Origin of the sequence: Paraburkholderia kirstenboschensis, from assembly GCF_904848585.1 — a bacterium.
GTDB classification, from domain to species: domain Bacteria; phylum Pseudomonadota; class Gammaproteobacteria; order Burkholderiales; family Burkholderiaceae; genus Paraburkholderia; species Paraburkholderia kirstenboschensis.
The window spans coordinates 1-19,487 of record NZ_CAJHCR010000015.1 but is presented as its reverse complement, the minus strand read 5'-3'; the positions used below and the strand labels follow the sequence as shown (position 1 = coordinate 19,487).

The following is a 19,487-nucleotide window of genomic DNA, read 5'->3' as shown; positions in this document are numbered from 1 at the left end:
AGACTATCGACGTGCGTCATCCTCTTGAACATTCGACGCAGGACTGGCCGATGAATGCCGCGCGTCCTACCTGGAAGCAATGGCTGCTCACCGATACGCCCGCGTCGCGCAAACAGGCAGCGTTGGGCCTCGCCTATCGACGCTGGCGGCGTTTCGCGGGCAATCCGCTATCGGTATTCGGCTTTGCGATCCTGATGGTGCTCGTCATCGTCGCGGTAATCGGACCGTGGATCGCGCCGCATGATCCTTTGCGCCAGGTGCTGTCGGACCGGCTGCTGCCGCCGGGCTCGGCATCGCATTGGCTCGGCACCGACCAGCTTGGGCGCGATATTCTCTCGCGCATCATCTACGGCTCGCGCCTCACTTTGTCGATCGCCATACTCGTGGTCGTCGTGGTGGTGCCAATCGGCCTCATGATAGGCACGACAGCGGGCTTCTTCGGCGGTTGGGTCGATAACGTGCTGATGCGCGTCACGGACATCGCGCTGGCGTTTCCGAAAATCGTGCTCGCGCTCGCCTTCGCCGCAGCGCTGGGACCCGGTGTGATCAATGCCGTGATCGCAATCTCCATCACGGCATGGCCCGCATATGCACGTCTCGCTCGCGCCGAAACCTTGAGGCTCGTGCAGGCCGATTTCATCCAGGTTGCGCGTCTGCAAGGCGCGTCGAATCTGCGCATCCTGCTGCGCTATGTGATGCCGCTATGCATGTCGTCCGTGATCGTGCGAGCGACGCTCGACATGGCGGGCATCATTCTGACCGTCGCGGGTCTGGGCTTTCTTGGGCTTGGTGCGCAACCGCCGAGTCCCGAATGGGGCTTCATGGTCGCTTCGGGGCGCAACGTGCTGCTCGATTCATGGTGGGTCGCCACGTTGCCGGGCTTCGCGATTCTGCTCGTGAGCCTCGCGTTCAACCTGCTCGGTGACGGATTGCGCGACGTGTTCGATCCGCGTCATGGAGACTGACATGCACACGAGCGAAGCGGCCCATCCGCTGTGTGAAATCGACGACCTGCGCATCGCGTTTCGCGCGCATGACGGCACGCTGAATGAGGCGGTACGCGGTCTGTCGCTCACGTTGAAAAAGGGCGAGCGGCTCGGCATCGTCGGCGAATCGGGCTCGGGCAAATCGCTCACGGGCCGCGCCCTGCTCGGCTTGTTGCCGCCCGCCGCGCATTGCACGGCCAAAGGGCTACGCTTCGACGGCCAGGACATGCTGGCGATGCCGGCCCATAGACGCCGTCGCTTTTGCGGCTCGCAAATGGGGATGATCCTGCAAGACCCGAAGTATTCGCTCAACCCGGTCATGACCGTCGAGCAGCAGATGCGCGAAGCATTCGCGCTGCATGAGCCAAAGCTTGGCCGTCGTGCAATGCGGGAAAAGGTCGTTGCGGCACTCGAGTCCGTGCATATTCGCAACCCTGAACGCGTTGCCCGCTCGTATCCGCATGAGTTGTCGGGCGGCATGGGACAACGTGTGATGATCGCGATGATGGTCTCGACAGGCCCCCGCCTCCTGATCGCGGATGAACCGACGAGCGCGCTGGACGTGCTGGTCTCCATGCAGGTACTGGCCGTGCTCGATGAACTGATCGAAAAGCATCAGACAGGCCTCATTTTCATCAGTCACGACTTGCCGCTCGTCATGTCGTTCTGCGACCGCGTTGTGGTGATGTACGCCGGTCGCGTGATCGAAACCTGCGCGGCGCGCGATCTGGTCAACGCCCAACATCCCTACACGCGCGGGCTGCTTGCCGCGAATCCGCCGCTTGTGGATCCGCCCGTCGAATTGCCCGTGCTCTCGCGCGACTCCGCGTGGCTCAACGACTCAGGCGAACAGCAAGGAGCGCCGTTATGATTCGCGTCGATGCACTGACCGTGCGCTTCAGGACGGCCGCGGGACTCGTCGATGCGGTTCGCGGCGCAAGCTTTCATGTCGCGGCAGGCGAGGTATTCGGTCTGGTAGGCGAATCGGGCTCCGGCAAGTCGACCATTCTTCGTGCGCTGAGCGGACTCGCACCTGTTGCAGAGGGGTCCTTGCATATCGCCGGTTCGGACCGCGACATGCGCAGGCGCGATGTGCAGATGGTGTTTCAGGACCCATATGGCTCTCTGCATCCCCGCTTCACCGTCGACGAGACGCTGCGCGAGCCGCTGCGCATCAACGGCATTGGCGACCATGAAGCGCGGATCGTCAATGCGCTGCGTGAAGTGGGTTTGAATCCGTCATTTCGCTTCCGCTACCCGCATCAACTGTCGGGCGGGCAACGACAGCGGGTGGCGATAGCGCGAGCGTTGATCGTCGAGCCGCGCATCTTGCTGCTGGATGAACCGACGTCCGCGCTCGACGTCTCAGTGCAAGCCGAAATTCTTAACCTCTTGAAGCGCCTGCATCGCGAGCGGAATCTGACGATGATCCTCGTCAGTCACAATCTCGCCGTGGTCGGTTTTCTGTGCTCGCGCGTGGCGATCATGCGCAACGGAGAGATCGTTGAAGAGCTCCCTATAGAAAGGATTCGAGCGCAAAAGGTAGAGAGCGAGTACTCGCGCAGCCTGTTGCTCGCGACAGGCGGATATCAGCGCAAGGTCGCGGAAGCATACGGCGTGGACGCGTCGTTATGAAGTAAAAATGCCGGCAATAATCAGCGGATTTCGGCGTGGCCCAAATAGTTTAAGTGGCCGGACCCAGCCATAGGCGAGCGGCAGAAATCGCGCGCATTCAGCCCTTAGGCGATCCGCTGCATATAACTAGGCAGATCCGGATCGGGCAGCACGGCGAGCACCTTCAATCGCTGACGTGTACGCGTTTCGCCATGTCGAAGGTGCACAGCAAGCGCCGTTGATGCCGCGGCGAACTCCCCGCGCAACAGCAGTTCGATGACGGTCCGATGCTCCGTCAGCGTGCTCATTTCAGGATGCAGCCGGAACGCATCGTAGAAAGCGTGATTCACGATCAGCGGCATATGCGCGTGGCTGATGGTCGCGAGCAGCTTGCGGTTCGGCGCACCGCTCAAGAACGTATCGTGAAGCGTGACTTCCAGGTGGTACAGCGCGGTTGCATCGACGGAATCGGGGTGTTCTATCGCACGTTCCACGTCCCGCAATGCAGCTTCGAGCTGGCCGCGCGACAGCGACGGCGCGCTCGCCAGCAACGCCGCCGGCTCGAGCAATGTGCGCAACTCGTAATCCTGCCGCACGGCGCGAGCGGTGAGCGGTCCGCACAGCCAATGCGAGTACGCGGACTTCTCGACCAGCCCACGGTCACGGAGCCGGTTGAGCGCTTCACGCACCGTTCCGCGACTCACGCCGAAGACTTCGGCCGCATTGCTTTCGTCGATACGAAAATGCCCGAACACGATGCCAAGCGAGATGGCGGCCTCTAGCGAGTCGTAAATGCGCTCGCTATTCGAAGGAATATCGAGCGGTTCGGGAGGACGGTCGAAGCCCAGCGTGTCTTCGGAGATCGGCGCGCGCAGCGGCTCGGGCGCGCTGCCATCCGCATTGGCCACGAGATAGCCCCGTCCTTCGAACGTGAGCAGCAGGCCGCCGGCGTGCAGCATCTCGAACGCCTTTCTTACCGGCACGCGGCTCGTGCCAAAGATTCGCGCGACCGGTCCTTCCAGCAGCACGAGTCCCGGCGCGATATTGCCGAGCGCAATAGCTGACTTTAGCCGATCGTGAATCACGCGGTAACGCAACCGGTTGTCGGGTTCGGGCGATACCTCCACGGAATCGGTCGAACGGACCGGCTCCACGGTCAGCGGCGCCGCCGGCCGATGCGTGGCTGTATCTGAGCGAGAAGATCGGGAAGCGCCTGCGCGTCTTGTCATCGTCAAACGAACTTCGCCGTCAGGACCGCATGAACTCGGTCCAGCGGCGCACCAGGTAATTGTGCTCATCCATCACCGAATCCCATACGGCGACCCGGCTCATACGCGCGACGTAGCTGCCCCCGTCCCGCATCTGACCCGCGGGCACGAGATGTTTGCTTATGGGACCGGGTAGATCGGCCGACGCGCGCGCACCATCGTACCAGTATGCCCATTCGTTGGCTTCCATGTGTGCTCGCGATCGCTCCGGATTCGAAATGTAGAAGCCTTGCCGAGCGACCGTCGCGCCGGCCCAGCCCTCTTGCCACCAGTTCAGATACTCGTATGCGGCGTCCAGCACGCGGCCATGCGCGAGACGCGATATGCCGATGCCCCCGAACCACGCCCGATACCCCTCACGTGGGCGCGCCAGCCTGAACTTGAGGCCCGCGCGCTCCAGTTCGACAGTCGCGGGCGACCAGATGCTCTGAATCGCCACCTTGTTCGCGATCATCAGTTGCGCGGCTTCGGCGAAGCTCGACCAGAATCCTGCGAAATGCCCGCGCCGCTTGAAGTCGATCAGAATCGCGATCAGCCCGTCGATTTCCTCGATGCTCAGATTGCCGATGTCGGCAAAGTGCATGAGCCCGCTGGCTTCGACGGCGAGCGCCGCATCGATGGCGCCGATGGCTGCATCCGCCTGCAACGCGACGCGGCCCGCGAGTTCGGGCGCGAGCAGCCAGGCCCAACTCTCTTCGCCTCCGGTGAGCGAAGCAGGCATGGCATCTTCCAGATAGACGAAGCTGTCCGCGTTGTGCGTGAGCGGCAGCATGCTGATGCGCTCGCTCGGCTTGCGGGCGAGGGAGCCGTCCGGCTGAACGTAGAGCCGGTCGGCAGGCGTGCAGCCCGCCCCACTGAGCTTGCCCGTCGCGTGGCTCGCGGGTGCGCGGCCGATGCGTCCCGTGCGCGGCAACACGTTGACTTCGTCCCAGCGGCGAATGCGCGCGAGTTCTATGGGTTGCAGCGCATGAGTCGGCCACAGGCAATCGAGACTGTGGAACCACTGGTCATAGAGCTCGTAGCGGTCTGGGTGCATCGCGCCGTCGCGCTGCACGGCGCCCCCATCCTGAACGATGAAGCGCAGCCGGATGCCCAGATCCTGCTCGGCTCGTTTGCGGATGTGCTCCTGAAGCGTAACGGTCGTGCCGAGCACGCGCAGCTCGACCCTGGATGGGTGCACGGCAGGTGCGGGCAAGCTCGAACGGGCGGAGTTCAATCTATTAGGGCTTCGGCTGTTTGAAGATGCCGGCACAGGCGCCGGTAGGATGCGGCAATCGCGTCTCGCGTGAGTCCTTGCGCAATGATGACAAGGCGCGAACGAGGCGCTTCATGCTTGCCGGCACCTGGCCACGCATCGAGATGCAAAACAGGATGCACGAGATGATGCACTGCATGCACCACCACCGGTTGGGTCGCGCCGGCAAGCGCGAGAATGCCTTTAACCCGCAAAATGTTATCACCGTGGCGGTTAAGCAGCAGCGTCAGCCACAGCGTGAAGACGGGCCAGTCTAAAGGCTCGTCGAACTCGATGCAAAACGCTTCCAGCGACGCAAGTCCTTGACGGTGCGCGGGGGTCGCGTTGAGACGCGAAAGGGGACTGCCTCCCTGGCGGGGCTCCTGTGCGGTCATGCCCGTGCGCCGGACAAAATCCGCGAAGTCGTGCGCGGTCCCCGCCGGGTCCAGTATGACCGACGCATCGTCCGCGCATGTGCGGCGTGTGATGCTCGCGGCCGGGTTCAGTTGTGCGAGCGTTGGTTCGAGCACATCGAGCGCGGCATCGCCGGCAAGGTCCGCCTTGCTGACGACGATACGATCTGCAGCCGTCACCTGCGCGAGCCATTCCGGATGCCGCGCGCGTTGCTGATCTGCGTTGACGGCATCGACGACCGTAACGATCGCACCGATCGAATAATGGCTCGATACCACGCGATCGCCGAGCAGCGTTGCAACGATCGGCGCGGGCGTCGCAAGACCGGTTGTCTCCAGCACGACGCGCGAGAACGGCGGCACCTCGCCGCGAGCGCGCCGCGAGAACAGCGTGGCGAGTGCTTCCTTCAGTTCGCCGCGTATCGCGCAACAGACACAACCGTTCTCGAGCAGCACGGTCTGCGCATCTACCTCGCCAATCAGCAGGTGGTCGAGCCCGACCTCGCCGAACTCGTTGACGAGCACGGCCGTATCGCGCGCGGCTTCGCCCTTGAGGACGTCGGCGAGCAAGGTGGACTTGCCGCTGCCGAGAAAGCCCGTGACGATAGTCACCGGAATCACGTCATAGGCGAGGCTCATGGCTGCGCCTCGTCTTCGGCGAACATCGTGAGCGGGTCAAGCGGACGGCCGAGCATGGTCTCGGCGGCTTTCCATATCTGCATGAAATCGTCGACGATGATCTGCGCGCCCGTCGGCGAAGACAGCACGAAGGACTGCCCGTGAAAATCCGCGAGCTTAAGCCGAAAGCTCTCGAGCACACGGTTCGCATGCGCCACCTGCACATACCGCTGCCGCCGCGCGCTCGCGCTCTCGCCCGCTGCCACGGTGTTGGACCAGTGACGCCCGCCGCCGAGCAATCCGCACATGCCGCACATTACACACTCCTCGCCCGTTAAGGCATGACGTCGCCGGAATTCGGGCCGAGCGTCTGTCCGACGAACAGGTTGCCGCCCGGGTCGGAGGCGAGCAGCACGGCCGTCGGTGCGACCTCTTCTGCTCGGCCGAAGCGCCGCAACGGCAATTCCTTCGACTTCGTTTCCTTCCATGATGCGCTGATTCCATCCACGAGGGGCGTCTCGATTGGACCCGGCGCGATGGCGTTCACGAGCACGTTGTCGGGAGCGGCTTCGAGCGCGAGGGACTTGGTGAAGCCGATCACGCCGGCTTTCGCCGCGGCATAGTGCGTGAGTTCGGCTCCGCCCTTGATGCCGAGTTGCGACGCCACGTTGATGATGCGGCCCCAGCGTTGCGCGATCATTGACGGCAGCGCGCGCCGCGAGCAAAGGAAGACGCTTCGCAGATCGACGCGCAGCATGTCGTCCCACATCTGGGTGGTGAGGTCGGTACAGCGCGCCTGCGTCAGCATGCCCGCGTTGTTGACGAGAATATCGATACTGCCGTAAGCCGCGATGCAGCGATCGACGATGCCGTGCGCGCCCGTCTCGTCGCCCACATCGGCGACGACGGTTTGAACCTCCACGCCGCTCGCGCGGCAGGTATCGGCATGAGCGGCGAGCCGCGCCTCGTTGAGGTCCGCGAGCACGAGGCGCGCGCCGGCCTGTGCGTAAGCGAGCGCGATGGCGGCGCCGATGCCGCTCGCCGCACCCGTCACGACCGCGCGGCGGCCGTCGAGTGAGAACATTGATGCCATGTTGATGAGCGTCCTGTGTATGTCCTGAACGAAGGCTCAGCCGGGCCACCGCACGGTGAGACCGCCGTCCGCGATGATTGACTGCCCGGTAATGTACGAGGCGTCGTCGCTTGTCAGATAGCGGATCAGTGAAGCAATCTCTTGCGGTCTGCCGACACGTCCAAGCGGGATACCTTTGGCCGCCTCGCGCAGGCCGTCCGGTCCGAGTGAATTGACCGCGTCGAGCGATTGCGGCGTTTCGATGAGACCGGGGATTACGGCGTTGCAGCGGATGTTGCGCGGCGCGAGTTCCATTGCGACGGCGCGGCACAATCCGGGCACGCCCGCTTTGGCCGCCGAGTAATGCGTATGGTTCTCCCATCCATACACTCCGCCGGCAATCGACGACACCGCGACCATTGCGCCACCGTCCTGCATGTGGCGCGCCGCCGCGCGAAACGTGCGCATGACGCCGGACAGATCGACATCGAGCATTTGATGCCACTGCTCGTCGCTCATTTCCGTCAGCGGCGATGCGCGCAGCAGGCCCGCGTTGGCTACCGCGTGATCGATACGGCCAAAGCGTTCCACTGCCGCGGACACGAAGGCCTCGACCTGGTCCGCCGAGGTGACATCGACTGCCTGCATCAGACATTGGCCGCCCGCTTGCTCGACGGCCCGGACGGTCGGCTGCGGGTCGTGTGGATCGCCAGGGAAATACCCGCCCACGACGGCGACTCCGGCTTGGGCATACGCTACCGCGAGCGCCTGCCCGATGCCGCTCGCCGCGCCCGTTATCAACGCTACTTTCACAGAGCTTCTCCGGTCGGATTACCTGGTTTCGGCGGGGTTGACGTGCCGCGCGAAAAGAATGAGGACGCCGGACAGGAAGCACGGCACCGCGCCGAACCACAGCGCCGCGTGCAGCCAGTCGCCGCCGTGATTGAGCATCCAGGTGACGCCCACGCCGGCGAGAATGGCGCCGATCGGACCCATCGCGTGAACGATCGAGCTACCTGTGCCGCGGATGGACGTGGGATAGCTTTCGCCGATAAAGAACAACGCTGCCGAGTACGGTCCGATCAGGAAGAACAGGCCGAGGCTATAGAGCGCCACCACGACGCCGGCGCTGCTCGGACCGAACAACATGCCGGCAAAAGAAAGACCGCCAAGCATCCAGCCGATCGCGAGCGTATTGCGCCGGCCGATCTTGTCGCCGATGAAACCGTGGCTCAGATAACCGCAATAGCCAATGACATTCGACAACACGAGAATCAACAGCGAGTTCTCGAACGAAACGTTATGCACACGCGTCAGCACCGTCGTGCCGAGCACGCTGAACACCTGAATAGCCGACCAGTTGAGCAGGATGCCGCCGCCGAGAACGAGCGTCGCGCGCAGCGCATTGCCACGAAACGCTTCGGCGAGACCGGCGCGGCTATGCTCTTCGTAATCGACCGAATGCGCGCTCGCGAGCGTGCGAGCTTCGCCGTCCTGTCCTGTTTCGCGCAGCTGTTTGATGCGCTTATGCAGCAGAAACTGCGGACTTTCTTTGAGGCGCCGCGTCATGAAAAAGATGACGATGGCGGGAAACGTCGCGAACACGAAGCAACCCTGCCAGCCGATGCGCGGCAACAGAAGCGCGGTGAGCCCGGACGCGATTAGCGCACCGATCGGCCAACCGCCTTGCACGAGGCTGTAGATGAAGCCCTTGTTGCGGTTGAGTTTCGGGTCGTTGGCGGCCGCGTAGAGCTCGTTGAGATACGTGGCGTTGACCGTCTCTTCGGCGTAACCGAGGCCCGACAGTGAGCGGATCAACACGAGCGGTACTTGTCCCATCGCCCCGCCGACCACCGTGAGCCCCGAGCACAGCGCTGCGCCCGCAACCGTCCACAGCAGGCCGGCTTTACGGCCGAGCCTGTCGAGTAACGGCCCGATCGCGAACGCGATCACCGCCGTGCCGATGGCGACCAGCGTGGCGATCTCCGCCTGCGCCGCGGCGTCCCAGCCGTAGTGCTTGCCGATCTCCGGCAGCAGCGTGCCGAACAGAATGAAGTCATAAACGGCAAACACCCACGCGAAGAACGCGACGACGGTCGCCCGCTTCACGTCGGACGGCAGGATCTGCTCCAGCTTGAAACCGGAAGCATACAAAGGATTTTCTTTCATCGTGGCGCTCCTTTGGAGCTCGGGAGTGGACATGGTCGGGACTCGCCTTGGTCGGACTTGCGGTTGTAATCAGGACTGACGAGGCTGACGCCGCAGGAAATCGTCGGCAATTTCGTCACAGGTGCAAAAGCGCACGCCCTCGTGCTTGCGGAAATGGGAAATCAGGCGTTCCAGCATGAGCAGCACTTGCGCGCGGCCGGAGACGTCCGGGTGAATCGTGATGGGAAACACGGCGTAGTCATGTTCGCGATACACCCAGTCGAACTGGTCGCGCCACATCTCTTCGATGTCGCGCGGATTGACGAAGCCGTGGCTGTTCGGCGCCTTCTTGATGAACATCATTGGCGGCAGGTCGTCGAGGTACCAGTTCGCCGGGACTTCGACGAGATCGGTTTCGTGCCCGCGCTGTAGCGGCTTCATCCATGTATCGGGATGCTTGCTGTAGTCGATCTTCGTCCACGAGTCGCCCACGCGCACGTAATACGGGTGGTAGTCGTTGTGCATCAGACTGTGGTCGTACTTGATGCCCTTCTTCACGAGCAGCTCGTTGGTCACGTTGCTGAATTCCCACCACGGCGCGACATAGCCGGTCGGCCGCTTGCCGCTTAGTTTCGTCACCAGATCGATGCTGCGATCGAGCACCGCTTCTTCCTGCTCGGGCGTCATCGCGATTGGGTTTTCGTGGCTGTAGCCGTGAATGCCGATCTCGTGTCCGGCATCGGCCACCGCCTTCATCTGCTCGGGGAAGGTTTCAATCGAATGCCCGGGAATGAACCAGGTCGTCTTGATCTTCTCGCGCTCGAATAGCTTGAGCAGGCGCATCGAACCGACTTCACCCGCGAACAGGCCGCGCGAGATGTCGTCGGGTGAATCTTCGCCACCGTATGAGCCGAGCCAGCCCGCAACCGCATCCACGTCGATGCCGAATGCGATCAGAATTTCCTTAGCCATCTTCAGTTCTCCTTTGAGCAAATCAATCCAGGGCGACCGTCTGTTCGACGGCCAGCGCGAGCGCGATGAGCGCATCGTCGTCGTTCTGGGCGCGCATCAGTTGCACGCTGGTAGGCAGTCCCGCCGGGTCAGCGCCAGTTGGCATCGCGAAGGCGGGCGTGTCGAGAAAACTGCCGGGCATGGTCATGGACAGCGTCGCGGCATTAACTTGTGCAAAGCGCTGCGGATCCGCTTCGAGCGGCGCGCATTCCGGTGCGACATGGGGCACGGTCGGCAAGAGCAGTGTGGCGTCGCCGATTTCGGCGCCGAACTGTCCGAGCAGGCGGCCGCGCTCCGCGAGCAGCTCGGCAAGGCGGGACGCTGGCACGCCGCGGCTTGTCTCGAGCCGCGTACGCACGCGCTGGTCAATGCGCGCCGCATCGCCGGAGTCGAGCACGCCGCGATAGGTCTCGAACGCTTCAAGAGAGCCGAACCAGCCCCGCGTCGCGATGAGTTCGCATGCCGCATCGAAAGCAGGCAGCCGCACTTGCTGGATACGCGCGCCGGTCTTCGACAGACGCGCCACGAAGCGCATGAAGTTGTCGCCGACGTCGTTCGTCACCGCGAAGCGCGATTCCCAGCCCAGCGGCACGACGAAGCGTTGCCCGCGCAAATCGGCGAGCGCGCGGGGCAGGTCGCGCCCGCGCACCACGGCGTCGAACGCCGCGCAATCGGCGACGCTGCGTGCGAGCGGTCCACAGGTATCGGCCGATTTCGAGAGTCCAATGATGCCTTGCTGCGGATAGCGCGCCCTGCTTGCGCGGTATCCGACCACGCCGTTTAGCGCGGCGGGTATGCGTATGGAGCCGGCCGTATCCGTGCCGACGGCGATCGGCACGACACCCGCCGCGACGGCAATCGCCGCACCCGACGACGAGCCGCCTGGAACGCGATGGCCGCCGCCTTCGACCGTCGCATCGAGAGCGGAATTGAACGGCGTACCGAAGTGCGGATTAAGCCCGAGCCCGGAATACGCGAATTCGCTGAGGTTCGTCTTGCCGATGCACACGAAACCTGCGCGCGCGCCTGCGGCGACCAACGGCGCATCCGCGGTGGCCGCCGGCCGGGCGCGGAACAGTGCCGAGCCCGCCGTGGTGACGCTGCCCGCGACGTCGAATAAATCTTTCCAGGCAATCGGCACGCCGTCGAGCGCGCTGGCCGGGCGCTTTTCGCGCCAACGGGCGGCGGCAGCGCGTGACTCCTCAAGCGCGCGAGTCTCAGTGACGTCAATGAAGGCAGCGTCGCAAGCGTGCGCTTGGGCAATCGCCTCACTCACGACGCCTTCGACGTGGATCGAGCCCTCGCAATAGGCACAAGCAAGGCCGACGGCGCCGTCGCGCCGAGCCAAAGATGGGACATTCAAATCAGTTCTCGCTTAAATTGTACTTCGTTGACAACATACGTTTACGGTGACGAGGTCAAAAAAAAACAGCAACACAGGGATTACCCTAGGTTGCTGTCAGTTCAGCCGTAAGAGAGGCCATCGGCAGGGGCCGAACTCAGAGAATTTTTTTAGAGCAACGATCTCCCGGTTTCAGGACGCGAGCGCCAACCAAGAAGATCATTGAGAGACCGGACATATGCGCTGCGTGCCCGCGAAAGCGAAACGGGCTAAATGAGCAAGTCGTAGCGGCCTGTTGCCAAACGGAATGCGCGGCTATTCGGGAAACGCTGGTCTTCCGCGAATCTGGTACCACTGCTCGACCGATCCATGCGATCAGGTGCGATGCACCCTGCTCAGTTCGGCGATCTCCGTTTGAAGCGCGCCGAGAAATAAAGTCACCCTGTTGGGGACATAGCGCCTGCTCGGCATCACGGCCCAAACCGACAAATCCTCCATCGTCGCATCCTGCAAATGAACCTGCACCAGCGAGTTATCGGCCAACTGCCGGAAAACGTCCCAATAGGTCAACTGTACGAGTCCGAGACCTTGCACGGCAGCTGTCCGCGCCGCTTCCACACTGGACGTGGTGACGTAGGCGTCTACGCGTTTGCGGATCAACCTTCCGTCGACTATGAGCGGCCATTGCCCTACCGCACTCAGTCGGACGCACGCGTGATTGTCCAGATCGGCAACCGTCGAAGGGTGTCCGTGCTTCTCCAGATAAGCTGGCGCAGCGCAAACGAGACGAGGATTCGAAGCGATCTTTTTCGCGACCAGTTCTGAGTCCTCCAATGGAGCAATCCTCAGCGCCAGATCGAGACCTTGGCCAACGATATCGACCTGACGATCGGAAAGATCCAGGTCGATGCGAAGATCTGGGTTGGTTGCAAGCAGACGCACGAGCATTGGCAACACGACAGACTGTCCGAATCCGCTCGGCGCTGTCAGACGAAGCACCCCTGCAGCCCTTCCTGACAACGGGCTGAACTCGGCCCGTGCGCCGGACTCGGCATCCGCCATTGCGGTCGCAAATGGAACAAAAGCTTCGCCCTCCGCGGTCAGCGTGAGCGATCGGGTCGTCCGATGAAAAAGCCGCACGCCAAGATCCTCTTCCAGCGCGGCGATGCGCCTCGAGACCTGCATCGGAACAACGTCGAGCTGGCGTGCCGCGGCGGAAAGACTGCCGGCCGACGCAATGGCGAGGAAGGTACGAACGTCTGGAAGAAACATGATTTATATCCGATAGCGTTATGGCGGCTTCACTTTGCGACCTCTGTTTCTCCGCCCTTGCGCCGCCTACGATGGAGTCACTCTCCTTACTTGACGAGCCGCGAGATGACCCATTCCACCCAGCAGATCCTTTCCCCGTACGACCTCCACCGTATCGAGTTGCGCAACCGTCTCGCAGTTGCCCCCATGACGCGCATCACCGCCACCGAAGACGGCTTCCCGACACAGACAATGTTCGACTACTACACGCGTTTCGCGAAGGGTGGTTTCGGCTTGGTGCTGACGGAAGGGATTTACACCGACCAGGCGTTCTCGCAAGGATATCGTTTCCAACCTGGCTTGGCCGATGACGGACAGGCGCTAGCCTGGACGGCATTCAATCGCGACATGCAGGCGAATGGAGCGAGGGTGTTCGCGCAGCTGATGCATGCAGGCGCGCTGAGCCAGGGCAATATCTATCGCACGCACACCGTGGCGCCGTCTGCCGTTCGGCCTAAAGGCGAACAAATGGCGTTCTATCACGGCAATGGACCGTACCCTGAGCCGAAGCAGATGACAGATGCCGAAATCGACGAGGCGATCCGCGGTTTTGGGCAGGCAGCGCATCGCGCGGTGCACGTCGCAGGCTTTAGCGGCGTGGAGATCCACGGCGCGAATGGCTATCTGCTCGACCAGTTCCTAGGTGCTCACACCAATCTCAGAACCGACCGTTGGGGTGGAAGTACCAAGGCGCGAGTGCAATTACTCGTCGATGTTGTGAATTCGGTCCGGCTCGGCATCGGCAACGCGGCGCCGGTTGGCATCCGCATCTCGCAGGGCAAGGTCAATGACTTCGCCTCCAAGTGGCCGGGCGGCGAGGCGGACGCCGAATTGATCTTCGGGACGCTCGCCGACGCAGGCGTGGACTTTATCCACGTGACCGAGCGCGAAGCGTGGCAGCCCGCGTTCGAAGGCACGGGAGACAGCCTCGTAGCGTTAGCGCGCCGTTTCGCGCCGAACGTGACGATCATCGCGAACGGCGGTTTGCACACGGCGCAGCGTATCTCCCAGGCCCTTGAGGCCGGCGCAGACATCGTGACGGTGGGCCGCGGCGCGCTCGCCAATCCCGATCTGCCGATGATTCTTGCGAAAGGGCGCGAACCTCGCGAGTTCGATAGTTCGATCCTGCAACCCATTGCCAGTATCAAGGACGACGAGCTCGCGATGCAGTTGGCTGGCTGAAGGCAGCAGTGAAAGCAATCCCTCCCCGGCGAGCGAGACCGACATACATGACAAGATCGTGCTCACTACCTTAATTACCCGGTTATGACCGAACTGCGCGCTTGAGGCCTGGACCGATTCTGTTTGCAAACCGCTGGCACGACCTGTCATCGCGGGGGTCCGGTTTTCTTTGCCCGGCGATCTCGACGTAGCTACCGATATGTCCATGACATCAAGGAGTTACGTCGTCTTGCCAGCACAGAATTCGTTTGCAAAGAATCAAGGCGCGGTTGTTGCTGAAGCATGCGACGCGCGAACCGGCGCACCCGAACCGACCGGCTCGCGGGTATGCTCCAAAATGCATCGCGGTAGCGAAGTAGCCCGTAGTTAATCAAAACGGTAGTACTCACACTCTTGGGAGGTCAGCATGCTTTCCTTCATCGGTACGGTGATCGTAGGGCTCGTCGTCGGATTGATTGCACGGGCGGTGAAACCCGGAGACGACAGGATGGGGCTCATCATGACCATCATTCTCGGTATTGCCGGCTCGCTGATTGCCGGCTATATCGGGCGTGCGCTCGGCTGGTATCAACCGGGCCAGCCGGCGGGCTGGATTGCGTCGGTGATTGGCGCGATCATTCTGCTGGTCATTTATGGCATGGTGCGCCGGCGGACCTGATCTCTCGCGCATGACGCGCCTACGTTGGCGAACCGCAAAGGGCCCGCTCGGGGTGTGAGCGGGCCGGGCAGATTAGTCGGTTCAACTGGCGAGCGAGATTGGATCTAGCGAGGCGGTTCGCTTACCGCCTCGCATTTGACGGCTCAGCGCGATAGATCGAAACCGAGTTGCGCGCGACCAAGCGGCGTCAAATCGCTTTCCTGCGCCCTTCCGATGAAGTCCGTCTCGAAGTGGTCGGCCGGAAAATCGGGGGGGCTTTCGCCGCGCAAGAAGCTAGGCAACTGACGCTTCAGATAGGCCTCGTTTTTCGCGCACCACGGCGCGGAGGCGATGTACATCACGTTGCTGTAGCCGCTGCCGCGGTGCGTGTCTTCAACCGAATGGACGACGTCGCTGTGCCAGAACACGGCGTCGCCCGGCTGCATGTGGGGGATCGGCGTCACCGCTTCGAGCAGCAAACCGTGCCACTCCGGCTTGATCGACAGCGCGCGAGCGGGTTGAGCGCCGCACAGTTCGTCGTCGGGAACGTCGTCCTGCAGTGCGCGCAGAATCACGTAGGCCATGACGTTGGCGATCGGAATCAATTGCAGCGTGCCGTCGCCGGGGCCTTGCGGCGTCAGCGCGGTCCAGCCCTGGAAAGTGCGAAACATCGAGCACACGGCCGGCGATGGAATTTCCTGAACATCCGGCCGGTACGCCGCGTCGAACGGATCGTATGCGCGCCAGTTGCCCACCAGCACATGCCGATACACCTTCTGAAAATTCGGATCGAGCCAACGCTCGACCGAGCCGCCATCCACGTGCGGCGACAGCCCCAGCGACTCGGAACCGGGCGGCCGACGACGAATGCGATCCGCGTACACAGGCACGCGCTCGGGATCGAAGTGCCGCCTGCCTTCGCTTTCCGACGTCCACAGGCGATTCAGGAACACTCGCGTGTTCGTCAGCTGTTCCGACTGACGAGCGGCCGTTTGCGGCTTCGACCAGTAAATGCCGTAAATCTGCGGCTTGCTCGACGACAGGTTGCCGAAATACCGGTCTTCCGCGCGATGCGCGAGCTTGGCGTCGAGGTCGTTGCGCTCAACGTATTCGGTGATGTCGTCGTTCCAGTCGCTCGCTTGCTGCCGGTCGAAAACGCCGCGCACGACGCATGCGCCGCGAGCTTTGATGCCGAGGATTGTGGTTTGATCCACGTCGCCAGAAACGACTGACGAATAGTCGAACACGGGAATCGCATCGCGTCCCTGCGCGCGGTCGCGCTGAATCGCGTCGACCTGCTGACGGATCGCGCCTTCCACTTCGTCGAAAACCTGCTTGTAGTTCGGCAGCGCGGCTCGCAGCGCGCGCTTGGTGGCGCGAACCGCCTCGGGAAGATTGTCGATGATGAGTGGCATGGTTTGTCTCCTTGAAGCGGTGTGTGTGGTGCTGTCTCATTTGAAGAGTAAGGACGTTCGGCCGTCGCGGAACATACTCAGCGGCCAGATACCGATACAATTCAGACATTCGCCGCGACTCCCCGCCGTGCGGCCAGGTAGCCCACCGTGAAACCTCAATACGAACGCGTCACCATTCCCGACGGCTGCTCGGTCCGCGTCTACCACCGGCAGCTCGCGCAGATACCGTTCGAGTGGCATCACCATCCCGAGTACGAACTCACGCTGACGATGAACAGCCGCGGCCGCCGCTTCATTGGCGATCACATCGCCGATTACAGCGGCGACGATCTCGTGCTCGTGCCGCCGGACATGCCGCATACGTGGGCGTCGACTGAGCCGATCGATGCCGACGCGCCTCAAGTGGCGATCGTCGTGTGGTTCAGCGGCGACTGGGCGCGCCGTATGGCGGACTGCTGCCCTGAGTTCGCGTCGCTGCGCACGCTGCTGCGGCGCGCTGCGCCGGGGCTGCGGTTCTCGAGCGAGGCCGCGACGCTGATGCGCGAGCGAATGGAAGCGTTGCTCGATCAGTCGCCGCGCGTGCGGCTTGGCGCCGTGCTGGATGCGCTGGCGCAACTCGCGGAGGCAGAATCGGAGCCGTTGGCGTCGCCGGCTGCACATAGAGATGGAACGAGAGGACACGGCGTACAGGGCGATAATGCTTTGCGGTCCGGCGGACCGGACCGATCCACCAACTCGGCCAATTCGGCCGAAGCCGGAAAGCGCCCACTCGCGCGCACGGCGCCCGCGACGCCGGGCGGCAGCGCATCAGAGGCAGAGCGTCTGAACCGCGTGCTCGATCTGCTCGACAGGCGTTTTCACGAGCCACTGCGCATCGCGGAACTGTGCGAGGTGGCCAACCTGTCGGAGCGCTCCTTGCACCGCTACTTCGTGCGGCATCTCGGCGAAAGCGTGGGACGCTATCTGAGCCGGTTGCGGATCGGCTACGCAACGCGGCAACTGACGGACACCACGTGGCCCATCGCGCTGATTGCCACGAAAGCCGGCTTTCCAAACCTGGCCAATTTCAATCGACAGTTTCTGTCCGCGCGCGGCATGACGCCGAGCGCATATCGACGCTTCTTCGAAACCCACGGCCACCCACCGAAAGATGCTGCGACGGCGCCGCACAATCTGCAAGCGCGTCCGCCGTCGCTCGAAAGATCGGGACGACGGCAACGAAGTGCGCCATCGGCTTGAACCGCCCGCGCGACGAACGGCTCGCGGCACACCTGCGCCCCGAAATAAAAACGCCCCAACGGTGTTACCCGTTGGGGCGTTTTTCTCTTAAAGCCTCAGCATCCGCCTTTGCCCGTAGCAAACCTCCCTACGGGCAGGCGAATTCAAACCCGATCAACGTTGCGCAATCGGCTTCGCTACACGTTGCGTGTCGCCGATAAACAGCTGACGCGGACGGCCAATCTTCTGTTCAGGATCGGCGATCATTTCGTTCCACTGCGCAATCCAGCCGACCGTACGAGCCATCGCGAAGATACACGTGAACATCGAGGTCGGGATGCCCAGCGCGCGCTGCACGATGCCCGAGTAGAAGTCGACGTTCGGGTACAGCTTGCGCGACACGAAGTATTCGTCTTCCAGCGCGATCTTTTCGAGTGCCATGGCCAGCTTGAACAGCGGGTCGTCGTGCAGGCCCAGCTCGTTCAGCACTTCGTGGCACGTTTCGCGCATCAGTTTCGCGCGCGGATCGTAGTTCTTGTACACGCGGTGGCCGAAGCCCATCAGCTTCACGCCCGAGTTCTTGTCCTTCACCTGCTTGATGAACTCAGGAATGTTGTCGACCGAGCCGATTTCTTCCAGCATGTTCAACGCGGCTTCGTTCGCGCCGCCGTGCGCCGGGCCCCACAGACAGGCGATACCGGCTGCGATACACGCGAACGGATTCGCGCCCGACGAACCGGCGAGACGCACGGTCGAGGTCGATGCATTCTGTTCGTGATCCGCGTGCAGGATCAGGATACGGTCAAGAGCGCGGACCAGCACGTCGTTGACCTTGTAGTCCTCGCACGGGTTCGAGAACATCATGTGCATGAAGTTCGCGCTGTACGACAGGTTGTTGCGCGGGTACGCAAACGGCTGGCCGATGCTGTACTTGTACGCCATGGCCACCAACGTCGGCAGCTTCGCGATCATGCGGATTGCCGAAACTTCACGGTGACGCGGATTGTTGATGTCCAGCGAGTCGTGATAGAACGCGGACAGCGCGCCGACTGCGGCGACCAGAATTGCCATCGGGTGCGCGTCGCGACGGAAACCGCGGAAGAAGAAGTGCATTTGCTCATGCACCATCGTGTGGTTCGTGACGGTCTTCACGAACTCGTCTTTCTGCTGCACGTTAGGCAATTCGCCCTTCAACAGCAGGTAGCACGTTTCCAGAAAGTCGGCGTTTTCCGCGAGATTGTCGATCGGGTAGCCGCGGTACAGCAGTTCGCCTTTATCGCCGTCGATGTAGGTGATCGCCGAATTGCACGCCGCCGTCGACATGAAGCCAGGGTCGTACGTGAACTTGCCAGTCTGGCCGTACAGCTTGCGGATGTCGATCACGTCCGGGCCGAGAGTGCCCTTGTAAATCGGCATTTCAACGCTCGGCGAGTTATCGCTGAACGATAGCGTGGCTTTAACATCTGACGGGGTCATAGCACATCCTCAATCGAAGTATGTAAACAGGGTTTCGATAATTGCACGCCTGGAACAACGCACTCGCGGCGCTCAAGCGTTGCGCAGCAGCTCCAGGACCCGGATCACATCCGGGTCGGCAAGCTCGCCTTCAGGTTCCTTGCGCGCGAGAAGCAAGTCCATCAGGTCGTTATCGCTCAGCTCGAGCAAGCGCGTAAGTGCGCCCACATCTGCATCGCTGAGGTCATGCTCATATCGGCTGAAAAAACGTTCGAAAATCAGATCGTTTTCCAGCAGGCCTCGCCGAGCGCGCCAGCGAAGGCGCGCTCGGCGGAGAGGGTCGGACTGATGCGATGGATCGTTCATGTCAGTACGTACCGGGCCGCTCCCAAGCGTAACGACCGCCCCTTGAGGCAGCGAACGATTGTGAGCGTTGGGGTTATTCATCCTAGACAGCGCGTCGCACCATCAATTCCTTGATCTTGCCGATCGCCTTGGTCGGGTTCAGCCCCTTCGGGCAGACGTCGACGCAGTTCATGATCGTGTGGCAGCGGAACAGACGG

At 62.5% G+C, this 19,487-nt stretch carries 19 protein-coding genes and 1 pseudogene; 6 read left to right on the top strand and 14 right to left on the bottom strand.

Annotated features, from left to right (window positions below; translation table 11 throughout):
* Positions 1-50: 50 nt before the first annotated feature.
* Genes nikC through JMY24_RS28505 form a run of 3 tightly spaced genes read left to right on the top strand, consistent with a single transcriptional unit; the run spans position 51 to position 2,621 of the window.
* The gene (gene nikC / locus JMY24_RS28515) at positions 51-965 is read left to right on the top strand and encodes a nickel transporter permease (protein ID WP_128597010.1); all 915 of its coding nucleotides are present in this window, start codon (positions 51-53) and stop codon (positions 963-965) included.
* A 1-nt stretch (position 966) separates the two neighbouring features.
* On the top strand, positions 967-1,857 hold the full coding sequence (locus JMY24_RS28510; protein ID WP_128596992.1) for an ABC transporter ATP-binding protein: 891 nt from the start codon (positions 967-969) through the stop codon (positions 1,855-1,857).
* On the top strand, positions 1,854-2,621 hold the full coding sequence (locus tag JMY24_RS28505) for an ABC transporter ATP-binding protein (RefSeq protein ID WP_128596991.1): 768 nt from the start codon (positions 1,854-1,856) through the stop codon (positions 2,619-2,621). Before JMY24_RS28510 ends, JMY24_RS28505 begins: the two co-directional genes overlap by 4 nt.
* 104 nt (positions 2,622-2,725) lie before the next feature.
* On the opposite strand, the gene JMY24_RS28500 is transcribed toward JMY24_RS28505, so the two are convergent.
* The 10 genes from JMY24_RS28500 to JMY24_RS28455 all read right to left on the bottom strand — a co-directional run bounded on the left by JMY24_RS28500 (position 2,726) and on the right by JMY24_RS28455 (position 12,978).
* Positions 2,726-3,727: a GntR family transcriptional regulator gene (locus JMY24_RS28500; RefSeq protein WP_236597557.1), complete on the bottom strand. Its 1,002-nt coding sequence runs from the start codon at positions 3,725-3,727 to the stop codon at positions 2,726-2,728.
* A 121-nt stretch (positions 3,728-3,848) separates the two neighbouring features.
* Positions 3,849-5,048, bottom strand: a complete 1,200-nt coding sequence (locus tag JMY24_RS28495) for an ABC transporter substrate-binding protein (protein WP_236597556.1) — start codon at positions 5,046-5,048, stop codon at positions 3,849-3,851.
* Between the two features lie 32 nt (positions 5,049-5,080).
* Positions 5,081-6,154: a CobW family GTP-binding protein gene (locus JMY24_RS28490; protein WP_128584435.1), complete on the bottom strand. Its 1,074-nt coding sequence runs from the start codon at positions 6,152-6,154 to the stop codon at positions 5,081-5,083.
* A complete protein-coding gene (locus tag JMY24_RS28485; protein ID WP_128584436.1) occupies positions 6,151-6,450 on the bottom strand; it encodes a hypothetical protein in 300 nt (99 codons plus the stop codon). Before JMY24_RS28485 ends, JMY24_RS28490 begins: the two co-directional genes overlap by 4 nt.
* A gap of 17 nt (positions 6,451-6,467) precedes the next feature.
* A complete protein-coding gene (locus JMY24_RS28480; RefSeq protein ID WP_201703342.1) occupies positions 6,468-7,226 on the bottom strand; it encodes an SDR family NAD(P)-dependent oxidoreductase in 759 nt (252 codons plus the stop codon).
* Positions 7,227-7,262: 36 nt separating this feature from the next.
* Positions 7,263-8,018, bottom strand: coding sequence for an SDR family NAD(P)-dependent oxidoreductase (locus JMY24_RS28475; RefSeq protein ID WP_128598690.1), 756 nt, complete (start codon positions 8,016-8,018; stop codon positions 7,263-7,265).
* Between the two features lie 18 nt (positions 8,019-8,036).
* Positions 8,037-9,374, bottom strand: a complete 1,338-nt coding sequence (locus JMY24_RS28470) for an MFS transporter (RefSeq protein WP_128598691.1) — start codon at positions 9,372-9,374, stop codon at positions 8,037-8,039.
* 69 nt (positions 9,375-9,443) lie between these two features.
* Entirely contained in the window at positions 9,444-10,325 is an 882-nt protein-coding gene (locus JMY24_RS28465; protein ID WP_128598692.1) for a polysaccharide deacetylase family protein, read from the bottom strand.
* A gap of 22 nt (positions 10,326-10,347) precedes the next feature.
* A complete protein-coding gene (locus tag JMY24_RS28460; protein ID WP_201703340.1) occupies positions 10,348-11,727 on the bottom strand; it encodes an amidase family protein in 1,380 nt (459 codons plus the stop codon).
* Positions 11,728-12,081: 354 nt separating this feature from the next.
* Positions 12,082-12,978: a LysR family transcriptional regulator gene (locus JMY24_RS28455; RefSeq protein WP_128594374.1), complete on the bottom strand. Its 897-nt coding sequence runs from the start codon at positions 12,976-12,978 to the stop codon at positions 12,082-12,084.
* 105 nt (positions 12,979-13,083) lie between these two features.
* Between JMY24_RS28455 and JMY24_RS28450 the strand changes: the two genes are divergently transcribed.
* Together JMY24_RS28450 and JMY24_RS28445 are read left to right on the top strand one after the other, a co-directional pair.
* The gene (locus JMY24_RS28450; RefSeq protein ID WP_128594375.1) at positions 13,084-14,199 is read left to right on the top strand and encodes an NADH:flavin oxidoreductase; all 1,116 of its coding nucleotides are present in this window, start codon (positions 13,084-13,086) and stop codon (positions 14,197-14,199) included.
* Between the two features lie 406 nt (positions 14,200-14,605).
* Entirely contained in the window at positions 14,606-14,857 is a 252-nt protein-coding gene (locus tag JMY24_RS28445) for a GlsB/YeaQ/YmgE family stress response membrane protein (protein WP_128584444.1), read from the top strand.
* Positions 14,858-15,000: 143 nt separating this feature from the next.
* On the opposite strand, the gene JMY24_RS28440 is transcribed toward JMY24_RS28445, so the two are convergent.
* On the bottom strand, positions 15,001-16,251 hold the full coding sequence (locus JMY24_RS28440; protein ID WP_201703338.1) for a DUF1479 domain-containing protein: 1,251 nt from the start codon (positions 16,249-16,251) through the stop codon (positions 15,001-15,003).
* Between the two features lie 147 nt (positions 16,252-16,398).
* Here JMY24_RS28440 and JMY24_RS28435 point away from each other — a divergent pair, with 147 nt between their 5' ends.
* The gene (locus tag JMY24_RS28435) at positions 16,399-17,490 is read left to right on the top strand and encodes a helix-turn-helix domain-containing protein (protein WP_201703336.1); all 1,092 of its coding nucleotides are present in this window, start codon (positions 16,399-16,401) and stop codon (positions 17,488-17,490) included.
* A gap of 153 nt (positions 17,491-17,643) precedes the next feature.
* Here JMY24_RS28435 and gltA read toward each other — a convergent pair whose 3' ends face one another.
* The 3 genes and pseudogenes from gltA to sdhB form a co-directional block, all read right to left on the bottom strand.
* Positions 17,644-18,945, bottom strand: coding sequence for a citrate synthase (gene gltA / locus JMY24_RS28430; protein ID WP_128584447.1), 1,302 nt, complete (start codon positions 18,943-18,945; stop codon positions 17,644-17,646).
* 72 nt (positions 18,946-19,017) lie between these two features.
* Positions 19,018-19,290, bottom strand: a complete 273-nt coding sequence (locus JMY24_RS28425) for an FAD assembly factor SdhE (RefSeq protein ID WP_128584448.1) — start codon at positions 19,288-19,290, stop codon at positions 19,018-19,020.
* A gap of 82 nt (positions 19,291-19,372) precedes the next feature.
* Positions 19,373-19,487: pseudogene (sdhB, locus tag JMY24_RS28420) on the bottom strand (succinate dehydrogenase iron-sulfur subunit); the annotation flags it as partial.

What these genes read in the sequence shown, in the direction of transcription:
- nikC (WP_128597010.1), top strand. Translation starts at nt 51, where the DNA reads ATGAATGCCGCGCGTCCTACCTGGAAGCAATGGCTGCTCACCGATACG.
- JMY24_RS28510 (WP_128596992.1), top strand. Translation starts at nt 967, where the DNA reads ATGCACACGAGCGAAGCGGCCCATCCGCTGTGTGAAATCGACGACCTG.
- JMY24_RS28505 (WP_128596991.1), top strand. Translation starts at nt 1,854, where the DNA reads ATGATTCGCGTCGATGCACTGACCGTGCGCTTCAGGACGGCCGCGGGA.
- JMY24_RS28490 (WP_128584435.1), bottom strand. Translation starts at nt 6,154, where the DNA reads ATGAGCCTCGCCTATGACGTGATTCCGGTGACTATCGTCACGGGCTTT.
- JMY24_RS28485 (WP_128584436.1), bottom strand. Translation starts at nt 6,450, where the DNA reads ATGTGCGGCATGTGCGGATTGCTCGGCGGCGGGCGTCACTGGTCCAAC.
- JMY24_RS28480 (WP_201703342.1), bottom strand. Translation starts at nt 7,226, where the DNA reads ATGGCATCAATGTTCTCACTCGACGGCCGCCGCGCGGTCGTGACGGGT.
- JMY24_RS28470 (WP_128598691.1), bottom strand. Translation starts at nt 9,374, where the DNA reads ATGAAAGAAAATCCTTTGTATGCTTCCGGTTTCAAGCTGGAGCAGATC.
- JMY24_RS28465 (WP_128598692.1), bottom strand. Translation starts at nt 10,325, where the DNA reads ATGGCTAAGGAAATTCTGATCGCATTCGGCATCGACGTGGATGCGGTT.
- JMY24_RS28455 (WP_128594374.1), bottom strand. Translation starts at nt 12,978, where the DNA reads ATGTTTCTTCCAGACGTTCGTACCTTCCTCGCCATTGCGTCGGCCGGC.
- JMY24_RS28450 (WP_128594375.1), top strand. Translation starts at nt 13,084, where the DNA reads ATGACCCATTCCACCCAGCAGATCCTTTCCCCGTACGACCTCCACCGT.
- JMY24_RS28445 (WP_128584444.1), top strand. Translation starts at nt 14,606, where the DNA reads ATGCTTTCCTTCATCGGTACGGTGATCGTAGGGCTCGTCGTCGGATTG.
- JMY24_RS28440 (WP_201703338.1), bottom strand. Translation starts at nt 16,251, where the DNA reads ATGCCACTCATCATCGACAATCTTCCCGAGGCGGTTCGCGCCACCAAG.
- gltA (WP_128584447.1), bottom strand. Translation starts at nt 18,945, where the DNA reads ATGACCCCGTCAGATGTTAAAGCCACGCTATCGTTCAGCGATAACTCG.
- JMY24_RS28425 (WP_128584448.1), bottom strand. Translation starts at nt 19,290, where the DNA reads ATGAACGATCCATCGCATCAGTCCGACCCTCTCCGCCGAGCGCGCCTT.